The sequence below is a fragment of the Cribrihabitans marinus genome (assembly GCF_900109035.1).
Lineage (GTDB): Bacteria > Pseudomonadota > Alphaproteobacteria > Rhodobacterales > Rhodobacteraceae > Cribrihabitans > Cribrihabitans marinus.
The window spans coordinates 318,218-331,217 of the sequence record NZ_FNYD01000005.1 but is presented as its reverse complement, the minus strand read 5'-3'; the positions used below and the strand labels follow the sequence as shown (position 1 = coordinate 331,217).

Sequence of the window (13,000 nt, the reverse complement as noted above, 5' to 3'; positions counted from 1 at the left end):
GCCCAGAACCTTGATGTCCATCAGATGCTCCTCTCTCCACCTATGCCCGCCACGGTAGCAGCGGGTTGGTGGGAAGGCAGTTCATCCCATTAGCTCACTATAACGGCTTAGCCAAATGGTTCTCTGGCCGCTTACCTTGTCCGGGACAGTAGCGATAACGCGCGATTCCTATCGTATCTGAGACACTCGAGGTTGATCGGCAGGGTCTCCTCGTATCAAAGACCTGCTTGACCCTCCGAGCCGCATCAATTAACCCCGTGGCGTCCAGCGGGCGTTGTGTAATGGTAAGACCCTTGCCTTCCAAGCAAGAGATACGGGTTCGATTCCCGTCGCCCGCTCCAAAAGTTCAAAACCTGCAAGAATCCTACAAAACCGCGCCGATGTCGCTGCTAATATATTGATATGTAGGAATTAAAAGGACTCGCTGCACCAGCCTTCCAAGCTGATGACGCGGGTTCGATTCCCGCCGCCCGCTCCAGGATCTCCGGAACACCGATCGGCCCCCTCGCACCCGTTTTGGACGTGGCAATCCGTCCTTTCGCCGGGCTTCGGCTTGACCCGCGCCGCGTGCGGGGCCAAGAACCGGGGTCAACAGCGGATTCCGCGGGCGATCAAAGGGCACGGCATGGCAAGACGAGATTCGGCAGGAGTGATGGCGCCGGGCGCCAGCGACGAGCGGGAAGGCTCCCGGCAGCTGGGCGTGCTGGCCTCTCTCTGGCCTTTCCTGTCGCCCTATCGGGCGCTGATGGCCGGCGCCCTGTTGGCGCTGACGCTGACCGCCGCGACCTCGCTGGCGCTGCCGCTGGCGGTGCGCCGGGTGGTCGACAATTTCCGGGTCGAGGACGGCTCGCTGCTGGATCGCTACTTCCTGGCCGCGCTGGGCATCGCCGGAATCCTCGCGCTGGGCACCGGGCTGCGCTATGCGCTGGTCACGCTTCTGGGCGAGCGGGTGGTGGCCGATATCCGCAAGGCGGTGTTCAACCGCGTCATCGGCATGAGCCCGGCCTTCTACGAGCGTATCATGACCGGCGAGGTGCTCAGCCGGATCACCACCGACACCACACTGATCCAGTCGGTGCTGGGCTCGTCGGCCTCGGTGGCACTGCGCAATGTTCTGCTGTTCTTCGGCGGCCTGGCGCTGATGCTGCTGACCTCGGCCAAGCTGACGGCGATGGTGCTGCTGATCGTGCCGGCCGTCGTCGTGCCGATCCTGGTGCTGGGCCGGCGCCTGCGCAAGATCAGCCGCGAGAACCAGGACTGGATCGCCGCCTCCTCGGGCAACGCAGGCGAGGCGCTGGGCGCGGTGCAGACAGTGCAGGCCTATACCCATGAAGGCGAAAGCCGCACCCGCTTCGGCACCATAACCGAGACCGCCTATGACGTCTCGCGCCGCCGCATCCGGACCCGCGCGGTGCTGACCGTGATCGTGATCTTCCTGGTCTTCAGCGGCATCGTGGGTGTCCTGTGGATGGGTGCCAATGCCGTGCGCGCCGGCACGATGACCGAGGGCACGCTGATTCAGTTCGTGATCTACTCGGTCATCATGGCGGGCTCCGTCGCCGCGCTTTCCGAGATCTGGAGCGAGCTGCAGCGCGCCGCCGGCGCGACCGAGCGGCTGGTCGAGCTGTTGCAGGCGGGCGATGCGGTGACCGATCCGGCGCGCCCGGTGCCGGCCCCGAACCCGGTGCGCGGGCGGATCGAGTTCGACGCCGTCAGCTTTCATTATCCCTCGCGCCCGGACATCCCCGCGCTGGACGACCTGAACCTGACCGTCGAGCCGGGCGAGACCGTGGCGCTGGTCGGCCCGTCCGGAGCCGGCAAGACCACGGTGATCCAGATGATCGAGCGGTTCTACGATCCGCTCAGCGGCGCGGTGAGGCTGGACGGGGTGGACCTGCGCGAGATGGCGCGGCATGACTTCCGCCAGCATGTCGCCCTGGTGCCGCAGGATCCGGTGATCTTCGCCACGTCGGCGCGCGAGAATATCCGGTTCGGCCGGCTGGATGCCTCGGACGAGGAGGTCGAGGCCGCCGCACAGGCCGCCGCCGCGCATGACTTCATCGCCGCGCTGCCCGAAAGCTTCGACGCCTATCTCGGCGAGCGGGGCGTGATGCTTTCGGGCGGCCAGAAACAGCGCATCGCCATCGCCCGCGCGATCCTGCGCGATGCGCCGGTCCTGCTGCTGGATGAGGCGACCAGCGCGCTGGACGCCGAAAGCGAACGCGCAGTACAAGAGGCAGTGGACCGGCTGAGCGCGGACCGCACGACGTTGATCGTGGCGCACCGCCTGGCCACGGTGAAGAAGGCCGACCGGATCGTGGTGATGGAAAACGGCCGCATCGTCGCGCAGGGAACCCATGACAAGCTGGTGGGCGAGGGCGGGCTCTATGCCCGGCTGGCGCGGCTGCAGTTCACCGACGGCGCCAACGCGGCCTGACGCGAGGCCGCCCGGCGTGCGGTTCCGTCGCAACGTCACGGGCGACCGTTTCCCAAAATGACGCTAAGGCGTTTCTTGCGCAGGGGCGGTTTTGCACCCATCCTGTGCACGAGGAATTCAGGGGTCCGGCCAACGGACCCGACCAGGGGAGGACAGCCAATGGCTTTTGCGGGGATCGCGGATCGCAACGCAATCGAGAACGAAATGCCGTGGGAGCAGCGGGACCTGCCGCAGACGCTCTATGCGCTCTTGTCGAACACGGCGCAGAAGTTTCCCGATCACCGCGCCGCCAGCTACCAGATCTTCTCGGGCGCGGGCGACAAGGCCGAGACCCTGACCTGGAAGGCACTGCGCGGACAGGTGGCGCAGGCGGCCAACCTGTTCCGGTCCCTGGGCATCGGCGAAAGCGATGTCGTGGCCTATGTCCTGCCCAATTGCAACGAGACCCTTGTCACCATGCTGGGCGGCGCGGTGGCGGGGATCGTCAACCCGATCAACCCGCTGCTCGAACCCGAACAGATCGCCGCGATCCTGCGCGAGACCAAGGCCAAGGTCGTGGTCACGCTCAAGCCCTTCCCCAAGACCGATGTCGCCCAGAAGGTTGCCGAAGCCGTGCGCCATGCACCTCAGGTCAACAAGGTTCTGGAGGTCGATCTCAACCGCTACCTGACGCCGCCGAAATCCTGGATCGTGCCGCTGATCCGGCCCAAGATCGAGAACAAGGAACTGGTGGCCCACGCCGACTACCTGTCGTTCAACAAGGAAATGGCCAAACAGCCCACCGAGTTGAGCTTTGCCGACAGCGAGAGTGACCGGGTCGCCTGCTACTTCCACACCGGCGGCACGACCGGCATGCCCAAGGTGGCGCAGCACAAGTATTCCGGCCTGATCTATAACGGCTGGCTGGGGCATCGGCTGCTGTTCACCGAAAACGACAACATCATGTGCCCGCTGCCGCTGTTCCATGTCTTTGCCTGCCACGTCATCGTGATGGCGGCGGTCGCCTCGGGGGCGCATGTGGTGTTTCCGACGCCGCAAGGCTATCGCGGCGACGGCGTGTTCGACAATTTCTGGAAGCTGATCGAGCGCTGGAAGATCAGCTTCATCATCACCGTGCCGACCGCCGTCTCGGCGCTGATGCAGCGTCCGGTGGATGCCGACATCTCGTCGGTCAAGACCGCCTTCTCGGGATCCGCGCCGATGCCGATGGAGTTGTTCAAGCGGTTCGAGGCGACATCCGGCGTGACCATCGTCGAGGGCTATGGGCTGACCGAGGCGACCTGCCTGGTGTCCTGCAACCCGCCCGAGGGTGAAAAGAAGGTGGGCTCGGTCGGCGTGCCGTTCCCCTATACCGAGGTGAAGATCATCACCGCCACCGAAGACGGCCCCCGCGAATGCGGCGTGGACGAGGTGGGCGAGATCTGCGTCTCGAACCCCGGCGTCTTTGCCGGCAATACCTATACCGAGACCGCCAAGAACCGCGACCTTTACCACCATGACAGGTTCCTGCGCACCGGCGACCTGGGCCGGATCGACGCCGACGGCTATCTCTGGATCACCGGGCGGGCCAAGGACCTGATCATCCGCGGCGGGCACAACATCGACCCCGCCGAGATCGAAGAGGCGCTTCTGGGCCACGAGGCCGTGGCGTTTGCCGGGGCCATCGGCCAGCCCGATGCCCATTCCGGCGAAGTGCCCTGTGCCTTCGTCGAACTGGTGGACGGGGCCAGCGTCACCGAGGCCGAGCTGATGGAGTATTGCAAGGTGCATGTTCATGAACGCGCGGCGCGGCCCAAGCATCTGACGATCCTGCCGGAACTGCCCAAGACCGCCGTGGGCAAGGTGTTCAAGCCGGACCTGCGCAAACACGCGATCACCCGCATCTACAACGGCGCGCTGGAAGAGGCTGGCGTGGCGGCCCGCGTGGTGTCGGTTATAGACGACAAGAAGCGCGGGCTTGTCGCGCAGCTTGACGCGAACGGGGCGTCGGAACAGGATGTGGGGAAGGTGCTGGGTGACTATACCCGGCCCTGGGAATGGGCCTCCTGAACCGGAGATTGAATGGACTACGACGCGCTGCTCGATGACGAGATCCGGGCTTTTGTCGCCAAGACCGGCGTGCATTACCCCGACCATGCGGTCGATCTGTCCTATACCGAACAGCGTCGCATCTACGATGGCATGTGCGCCGCCTTCCGCCAGCCGCGCCCCGACGGAATCGCCTCCGAGGACTTGTCGGTCGATGGCGTGCCGGTGCGGATCTACAACGCCGGCCAGCCGACACGCTCGGTGATCTTTTTGCATGGCGGCGGGTTCGTCGTCGGCGGGCTGGACAGCCATGACGACATCTGCGCCGAGATCTGCGCCCAGACCGGGTACCGCGTGGTCGCGGTGGACTACCGGCTGTGCCCCGAGCACCCCCATCCGGCGGCGTTCGAGGATTGTTGGCATGTGGCCGAGTGGGTCGCGGCGGATTTCGGCGAGCCGCTGGTCATGGCCGGCGACAGCGCCGGCGGAAACCTGGCCGCCGCCGTGGCGCATCATGCCCGCGGCAAGCTCGATCATGTACTGGGTCAGGTGCTGATCTATCCCGGTCTCGGCGGGCCGACCGATGCGCGGTCCTACATCGAACATGCGAATGCCCCGATGCTGGGCCGCGACGACGTTCGGTTCTATGACCGGATCCGCCATGACGGCACGGAACCGCAGGGCGACCCGACCTATGCCCCCCTGCAGGACGACGATTTCTCGGGCCTGCCGCCCACGGTGATCTTTACCGCCGATTGCGATCCGCTGCGGGATGACGGGACGCTCTATCGCGACCGGCTGTCCGAGGCCGGGGTCAAGGTTCACCTGGTCAACGAACCGGGCCTGGTGCATGGCTACCTGCGCGCGCGCCACGCCTCGGAACGCGCCCGCCACAGTTTCGAGTGCATCGTTATCGCCATCGAGGCGCTGGGGCAGGGGCTCTGGCCCTACGACTGACCCGGTTGCGCGTGTGCCGCCCGAGCCCGCCACAGCCCGTCAGGTCAGGAAAGCGCCCGCCTTCATCGTGTCGGCCACCGGGGCACCCAGACGCGTCAGGATCGTCGGCGCCAGTTGCAGCTGGTCGATCACCGTGTCGGCCTCGGGTCCCTGACCTTCGCCGAAATAGTAGAGCGCGGTCTCCTGCTGCAACGGGTCGCGTCCGCCGTGATGGCCGCGCGCGTCCTGCCCGTGATCGGCGGTGACGATGACCTCGTAGCCCAGTTGCCGCCAGCGGGTGATGAAGGGCGCCAGCATCTCGTCCATCACCAGGCAGGCGTGATCCATCTCCTGGCAGTCGTGAAAGAAGCGGTGGCCCATGCTGTCCAGGGTGCAGCTATGCAGCATCCCGTAATCCAGACCGAAACGCAGGCACAGGCTGGTCAGCGTGCCGAACAGGTCCACATCCGAGGGCGTCATCTGGTTGGCGGGGCCATAGCCGGTCATGCTGTGGAACCGACCGTGGTTGATGGTGTCGCTGTCGGGTTCGTCATATTCCACGTCGCGCACGAAATCGAACGGATGGCGGTTGAAGAACTGCGACCAGAAGGAATGCGCGACCGCCCCGGTCACGCCGCCCGCGCCGCGCACCTGGCTGAAGATATCCGCGTGCGACAGGCGAAAGACGTTGCCGTTGCCGGTGCAGCCATGTTCCGCCGGCGCAACCCCGGTGTGGATCGAGGCATAGCAGCTGGCCGAGATCGACGGCAGTACCGCGCGCAGCTTCCACACGCGTGCCTCGCCGGTATCGACCCAGCCTTCCAGATTGCCGAACAGGCGGCGGAAATTGCGCCAGGGCACACCGTCGAGGACGATCAGAAGGAGTTTGCGGTTCATGGAGGTCTCCCGGTGTCCGAACTGCGAATCGCGCGCAGCATCCCGCCTTGGCTCGGGGATTTCCACCCGTGGGTCTGCGCCGGACGGCCTGGCGCGTTGGCGGCTACCCCGCCACCCGCCGGTCGGGCGGCGGGTCGGTCAGTTGCCGGCACTTTCCATCTTGCGATGCGCCACCACCTCTTCCAGCCAGCCAAGTCGCATCTCGGGGACCGAGCTGAGCAGGAGGTCGGTATAGTCGTCGAAAGGCGGGCTGAGAACTTCGCTCTTGGTGCCATAGCGGACCACCTTGCCCTGGTACATCACCGCGATCGAGTCACTGATCGCGCGCACGGTCGCCAGGTCGTGGGTGATGAACAGGTACGCCACATCCTCGATCTTCTGCAGGTCGAGCAGCAGTTTCAGGATCCCGTCGGCCACCAGAGGGTCCAGCGCCGATGTCACCTCGTCGCAGATGATCATCTTGGGCTTGGCCGCCAGCGAACGGGCGATGCAGACCCGCTGCTTCTGCCCGCCGCTGAGTTCGGCGGGGTAGCGGTCCATGAACTCCTTACCCAGCTCGATCTCGTCCAGAAGCTCGATGATCCGCTTGCGCTTTTCGCTGCCTCGAATGCCGAAATAGAACTCCAGCGGCCGCCCGATGATCGTGCCGACCGTCTGGCGCGGGTTCATCGCCACGTCGGCCATCTGGTAGATCATCTGCAATTCGCGCAGATCCTCGCGGGTGCGCCCGGCCAGGTCCGGCGACAGGCTGCGCCCGGCAAAGTCGATATTGCCCGCGCGCGGCGGCAGCAGGCCGGTGATGACCCGCGCCAGGGTCGATTTCCCGGACCCGGATTCGCCCACCACGGCCAGGGTCTGGCCGGGATGCAGATCCACCGAGACATTGTGCAGAACGTCGAACTTCGTGCCCGAATAGCGCGCGGTGATGTCCTGGACGCGCAGCACCGGATCTGGGGTCGGTTTCTTCTCCTCGTGCTCGATGGAGCGGACCGAGACCAGCGCCTTGGTATAGTCCTCGCGCGGCGCGTTGATGATCTGGTCGGTCTGGCCGTGCTCGACCATGTCACCCATTTTGAGAACCATGATCTCGTCGCTCACCTGCGCCACGACCGCCAGGTCATGCGTGATGTAGAGCGCGGCGACGCCGGTGTCGCGAATGGCGTCCTTGATCGCCATCAGAACGTCGATCTGCGTTGTCACGTCCAGCGCTGTGGTCGGCTCGTCGAAGACCACCAGGTCCGGTTCGGGGCAGAGCGCCAGCGCGGTCATGCAGCGCTGCAACTGGCCGCCCGAGACCTGGTGGGGATAGCGGTTGCCGATATTGTCGGGATCCGGCAGGCCCAGCTTGGCAAACAGCGCCCGCGCGCGCTCCTCGGCCTGGCTGCGGGAATACTTGCCATGTTCCACCGACGCCTCGATCACCTGTTCCATGATCTTCTTGGCGGGGTTGAACGAGGCCGCGGCGGACTGGCTGACATAGGTCACCTCGCCGCCGCGCAGGTTGCGCACGTCGCGCAGCCCGCTCTTGAGGATGTCGCGGCCGTTCACCCACACCTCGCCGCCGGTGATCGTCACCCCGCCGCGGCCATAGGCCATGGTGGCCAGTCCGATGGTGGATTTCCCGGCGCCGGATTCGCCGATCAGCCCCAGCACCTTGCCGGGGGCCAGGTCGAAATCCACCCCGTGCACGATCTCGATGTCGCGCGGGCGCTCGCCCGGCGGATAGACCGTGGCGCCGATCTTGAGGTTGCGGACCTTTACCAGCGGATCGCTCATCCCCGGCCTCCTTTCAGCGACGTCGTGCGGTTGAGCACCCAGTCGGCCACAAGGTTGACCGAAATCGCCAGCGTGGCGATGGCCACGGCGGGCCAGAGCGCCGCGCCAATGCCGTAGACGATGCCGTCCTTGTTCTCTTTCACGATACCGCCCCAGTCGGCGGCCGGCGGCTGCACGCCCAGCCCCAGGAAGGAGAGGGTCGAGACGAACAGCACCATGAAGATGAAGCGCAGCCCCATCTCGGCCACCAGCGGGCTGAGCGCATTGGGCAGGATCTCGCGGAAGATGATCCAGCGGGTTTTCTCACCGCGCAGCCGGGCGGCCTCGACGAAATCCATCACCTCGATATCCACTGCGACGGCGCGCGCCAGGCGATAGACGCGGGTGGAATCCAGCAGGCCCATCACCACGATCAGCACCGGGATCGTCACCGGCATCACCGACAGCACGACCAGCGCAAAGATCAGGGTTGGGATCGACATGATGAGATCGACGAAACGCGACAGCACCTGATCCACCCAGCCGCCGGCCACGGCGGCGAAGAAGCCCAGAACCGAGCCGGTAGTGAAGCTGACCAGTGTGGCCGCGGTCGCGATGAAGATCGTCGTGCGCCCGCCATAGATCATCCGGGTCAGCAGGTCGCGCCCGATATTGTCGGTGCCCAGAAGGTGATTGGCACTGGCGGGCTCCCACACGCCGCCGACCACCTCGGCCATGCCGTAGGGGGCGATCAGCGGCGCGAAGATCGCCATCAGGAAATACAGCGCCATGAGGAACAGCCCGATCAGGGCGGAAACCGGAGTATTCGCAATCATTTCGGGTGCCTCAGACGCGGGTTGGACAGGATCGACACGATGTCGGCGACCATGTTCAGCCCGATATAGACGGCGGCGAAGATCAGGCCGCAGGCCTGCACCACCGGGATATCGCGCTTGGCCACGTGATCGACCAGGTATTGGCCCATGCCGGGATAGGTGAACACCACCTCGATCACCACCACGCCCACCACAAGGTAGGCCAGGTTCAGCATCACCACGTTGACGATGGGCGCGATCGAGTTGGGGAAGGCATGCCGCCAGATGATCTTGAACATGGTCAGGCCCTTCAGTTCGGCCGTCTCGACATAGGCCGATTGCATCACGTTCAGGATCGCGGCGCGGGTCATGCGCATCATGTGGGCCAGCACCACCAGCGTCAGCACCGCCACCGGCAGGGCGATGGCGTGCAGTTTCTCGCCCAGGCTCATTCCGTCATAGACGGTGGCCACGGTCGGCGCCCAGCCCAGCTGCACGCCGATGAAATACATCAGCACGTAACCGATCAGGAATTCCGGGATCGAGATCGAGGTCAGCGTCACCGCCGAGATCAGCTTGTCGGGCCAGCGGTTGCGATAGCGCACGGCCAGCAGCCCCAGGAAGATCGCCAGCGGCACCGAGATCAGCGCGGCCCAGAACGCCAGGAAAAGCGTATTCTGCATGCGCCCGACGATCGAGGTCAGAATGTCCTGGTTGTTGGTCAGTGCGGTGCCCAGGTCGCCCCGGAAGACCCCGAACAGCCATTCGAAATAGCGTGTGAGCGCCGGGTCGTTCACGCCCAGCTCCTCGCGCAGGTTGGCCAGCGCCTCGGGTGTCGCGGATTGGCCGAGGATGGATTGCGCCACATCGCCCGGCAGGATCATGGTGCCGGCGAAGATCACCACCGACACCATCAGCAGAAGGAGGAGGCCCAGCGCAAGTCGCTGGGCCACCAGTCTCAATGCGGGTCCCATATCAGGCGGCGACCCACATCTTCATCGGCGCGTAGAAGTTGTTCAGCTCGAAGCCGGTCTTGGCATCGACCCAGCCTTCGACGCCTTCGCCGACGGCGTCGATGAACTGGTTGAACATCGGGCAGATCAGACCGCCCTCGTTATGCACCAGCAGCGACATGTCGGCGTACATCTGCTTGCGCTTGGCCTCGTCCAGCTCGGCCCGCGCGGCATAGAGCAACTGGTCGAACTGCTCGTTCTTGAACCGCGTGTCGTTCCAGTCGGCGGTCGACAGGTAGGCGGTCGAGAACATCGAGTCCTGGGTCGGACGCCCGCCCCAGTAGCTGGTGACGAAGGGCTTCTTGTTCCAGACCTCGGACCAGTAGCCGTCATTGGGCTCGCGCTTGATCTCGACATTGATGCCGGCCGCGCCGCAGGACTGCTGGAACAGCGCCGCCGCATCCGGCGCACCGGGGAACGAATTGTCCGAGGTGCGCAGCAGGACGGTTCCGTCAAAGCCGGACTTCTCCAGGTGGAACTTGGCCTTGTCGGGATCGTAGCTGCGCTGCTCCAGCTCGGTATAGAGCGGGTAGGAGCTGTTGATCGGTGTGTCGTTGCCGACAGAGCCGTAGCCGAACAGGATCTTCTCTACCATCTCCTGCCGGTTGATGCCGTATTTCAGCGCCATCCGCAGGTCCATGTTGTCGAAGGGCGCGGTGTCGCAATGCATGATGAACACGTAGTGCCCGGGGCCGGCCGTGGTGCGCACGTTGATGTTGGGCGCGCGGTCCACCAGGCCCGCGGTGCGCGGCGGCACCCGGTTGATCATGTCGACCTGTCCCGACTGCACCGCCGCGACGCGGGCGGTGTCGTCGTTGATGACGATGAACTCGATCGTGTCGGCATGGCCCAGGCTGTCGTCCCAGTAGTCGGGGTTCTTCTCGCCCACGAACCGCACGCCCGGTTCCACGGTCTTGAGGACGTAGGGTCCGGTGCCGATCCCGGCGGCCGGGTCGTCCTTGCCGCCATTGGGCTGGATCAGCAGGTGATAGTCGGTCAGCAGATAGGGCAGGTCTGCATTGGGCGATTCCAGCTCGACGATGAAGTTCTGGCCATCCACCGACATCGCCTTGATGCCGCGCATGATTCCCAGCGCGCCCGACTTGGTGTCCTCGCCGGAATGACGCTCCATCGTCGCCAGCACATCCTCGGGCGTCATGGTCTTGCCGTTCGAGAAATTCACGCCGGACCGGATCTTGAAGGTCCAGACGCGGGCGTCGGCCGAGGCTTCGAAGCTTTCGGCCAGGCGCGGCCACAGCCCGCCTTGCGGGTCAAGCTCGACCAGCGGCTCGCCCCAGAGGCGGCTCACGCTGGTCGCGGTCGCATTGGCCGCAAGCGCCGGATCGAGGCTGTCGGACGAGCCGCCACCCTGGATGCCGACCTTGATGGTGCCGCCCTTGCGCGGTCCGGCTGCGCGCGCCGCGCTCGACAAGAAGGTGCTGGCGGTCGCCGCGGTCAAGCCAAGGGCCGCCGCGCGGCCCATGAACTCGCGCCGCGACATGGCGCCGGCCAGGACGCGGCTCGACAGGTAACGAAGATGTTGGTTCATGATAATTGAACTCCCCGGTTCAAGTGCCGCTTCGGCACGGTTTTTGTTGATTGATGGGTCAAGACTTGCCCATTTACCTCCTTCGGGCAACCCCGTTGCCCGGAAAACTTCGCCTGCGACGGTCACATCCCGTTGCGGGGGGATGCTGTCGGTCCGGTCCCGGTCGAAGGCCAGCGTGCCGCCCCATGGCCCCCCAACATGGGCGACAGGTGGAAATGGGCCGGGTCCGACCGCACCTCGCAGTGCGCTTTGGTGCGCGGGCGGCACTCGATTCGGCCGCCGGTCAGAGCCAGCTTAGCGGTCCCGGGCGAGGGCCGGATCAGTGGCCTGCAGGCCTGGGAAAGGGCAGCCGGAAGGCACGCGGTCGGCGTTGTTGTTCGGCTCGGGCGTCGCGCTTGCAATGGGGCAGGCTGCGCGGCGCGTCGCTCATATCTCCATCCAGATCGTCACCGGCCCGTCATTGGTCAGATCCACCGCCATCTCCGCGCCGAACCGCCCGGTCTGGACCGGCACACCCTGCGCCGAGAGTTGTGCGGCAAAGACCTGATACAGGTGTTCGCCCTCGGCCGGCGGCGCCGCGGCCGAGAATCCGGGGCGGTTGCCGCGCGCAGTATCGGCGGCCAGGGTGAACTGGCTGACCACCAGCGCGGCGCCGCCGGTATCCAGGACCGACCGGTTCATCTTGCCACCCTCGTCCGTGAAGATCCGCAGCCGGGCGATCTTGGCCGCCAATTGCGCCGCACAGGCCGCGTCGTCGCCGCGCATCGCACAGACAAGCACCAGCAGGCCGGGGCCGATCCGGGCGATCATGTCCCTCTCGACCGTGACCGAGGCCTGCGAGACACGTTGGATCAGGGCACGCATGGGTCATTTCCGTGAAAGCTGACGAACGCGTCCAGATCGGCACGGTCCGTGCGGATCGCGGCGCGCGGCACCGGATCGGGCAGGAAGGCCCGGCAGGAATGCCGGCGCCACAGCAGATCGTCCAGAACCTGGGCGGACATGGATTCCCCCGAATTGCGCTGGCTGCACCATGACCGCGCGGCGATGCCGGTTCAAGAGCGGGCAGGCGGCCGCACCTTGACGCGGATCAAGGCGGTTCACAGGTATATATGCGAGATTCGGCACCTGTTCAGAAAAGGAGGCTATCATGGTTGAAAAATCCGAGCATGGCAGTTTCTGGCCATCGATCTATGACCCGTTCCGCAATATCGGCACGCGTCTGGCCGAATGGCTGAACCCGGCCGCGGAAGCCTCGGGTAGCGACGGCAGCTACGACATCTCGATGGAACTGCCCGGCGTGTCCGAGAGCGATATCGAGCTGACGGTCGAGAACGGCGTGGTGACGATCCGCGGCGAGAAGAAGACCGAAACGGAACGCAAGGGCGACACCTGGTATTTCTCGGAACGTCAATACGGCGCGTTTCGGCGCTCGTTCAGGCTGCCCGAGGATGCCGACGGTGCAAATGCCAGCGCCCGGATGAAGGACGGCGTTCTGAAGATCAGCGTGCCCAAGCTGCCGCAGGAGCGGGAGGAACCGGCGCAGCGGATCCAGATCTCGCGCGGCTGA

The 13,000-nt window shown here is 65.4% G+C and carries 11 protein-coding genes and 1 tRNA gene; 5 read left to right on the top strand and 7 right to left on the bottom strand.

Going from position 1 to position 13,000, the window contains the following annotated elements; translation table 11 throughout:
- Window positions 1-267 precede the first annotated feature (267 nt).
- The 4 genes from BMX57_RS10915 (at window position 268) to BMX57_RS10900 (ending at window position 5,422) form a co-directional block, all read left to right on the top strand.
- Window positions 268-341 (top strand) — tRNA-Gly (locus BMX57_RS10915).
- A gap of 284 nt (window positions 342-625) precedes the next feature.
- Window positions 626-2,437, top strand: coding sequence for an ABC transporter transmembrane domain-containing protein (locus BMX57_RS10910; protein WP_092366455.1), 1,812 nt, complete (start codon window positions 626-628; stop codon window positions 2,435-2,437).
- 159 nt (window positions 2,438-2,596) lie between these two features.
- The gene (locus BMX57_RS10905; RefSeq protein WP_092366452.1) at window positions 2,597-4,486 is read left to right on the top strand and encodes an acyl-CoA synthetase; all 1,890 of its coding nucleotides are present in this window, start codon (window positions 2,597-2,599) and stop codon (window positions 4,484-4,486) included.
- Window positions 4,487-4,498: 12 nt separating this feature from the next.
- Window positions 4,499-5,422 carry an alpha/beta hydrolase gene (locus BMX57_RS10900; protein ID WP_092366449.1) on the top strand — a complete coding sequence of 308 codons (924 nt, stop codon included), beginning with the start codon at window positions 4,499-4,501 and terminating at the stop codon, window positions 5,420-5,422.
- A 39-nt stretch (window positions 5,423-5,461) separates the two neighbouring features.
- Here BMX57_RS10900 and BMX57_RS10895 read toward each other — a convergent pair whose 3' ends face one another.
- The 7 genes from BMX57_RS10895 to BMX57_RS20670 form a co-directional block, all read right to left on the bottom strand.
- Window positions 5,462-6,298 carry an alkaline phosphatase family protein gene (locus BMX57_RS10895; RefSeq protein ID WP_092366446.1) on the bottom strand — a complete coding sequence of 279 codons (837 nt, stop codon included), beginning with the start codon at window positions 6,296-6,298 and terminating at the stop codon, window positions 5,462-5,464.
- Between the two features lie 138 nt (window positions 6,299-6,436).
- On the bottom strand, window positions 6,437-8,074 hold the full coding sequence (locus BMX57_RS10890) for an ABC transporter ATP-binding protein (protein ID WP_092366443.1): 1,638 nt from the start codon (window positions 8,072-8,074) through the stop codon (window positions 6,437-6,439).
- Complete coding sequence (locus tag BMX57_RS10885; RefSeq protein WP_092366524.1) at window positions 8,071-8,886, bottom strand: ABC transporter permease; 816 nt, start codon at window positions 8,884-8,886, stop codon at window positions 8,071-8,073. Before BMX57_RS10885 ends, BMX57_RS10890 begins: the two co-directional genes overlap by 4 nt.
- A complete protein-coding gene (locus BMX57_RS10880; protein ID WP_092366441.1) occupies window positions 8,886-9,842 on the bottom strand; it encodes an ABC transporter permease in 957 nt (318 codons plus the stop codon). Before BMX57_RS10880 ends, BMX57_RS10885 begins: the two co-directional genes overlap by 1 nt.
- Before the next feature lies 1 nt (window position 9,843).
- A complete protein-coding gene (locus tag BMX57_RS10875) occupies window positions 9,844-11,430 on the bottom strand; it encodes an ABC transporter substrate-binding protein (RefSeq protein WP_092366438.1) in 1,587 nt (528 codons plus the stop codon).
- Between the two features lie 426 nt (window positions 11,431-11,856).
- Complete coding sequence (dtd, locus tag BMX57_RS10870; protein WP_092366435.1) at window positions 11,857-12,294, bottom strand: D-aminoacyl-tRNA deacylase; 438 nt, start codon at window positions 12,292-12,294, stop codon at window positions 11,857-11,859.
- Window positions 12,282-12,434, bottom strand: coding sequence for a hypothetical protein (locus tag BMX57_RS20670; RefSeq protein WP_177175440.1), 153 nt, complete (start codon window positions 12,432-12,434; stop codon window positions 12,282-12,284). Before BMX57_RS20670 ends, dtd begins: the two co-directional genes overlap by 13 nt.
- 146 nt (window positions 12,435-12,580) lie before the next feature.
- Between BMX57_RS20670 and BMX57_RS10865 the strand changes: the two genes are divergently transcribed.
- Window positions 12,581-13,000, top strand: coding sequence for an Hsp20/alpha crystallin family protein (locus BMX57_RS10865; RefSeq protein WP_092366432.1), 420 nt, complete (start codon window positions 12,581-12,583; stop codon window positions 12,998-13,000).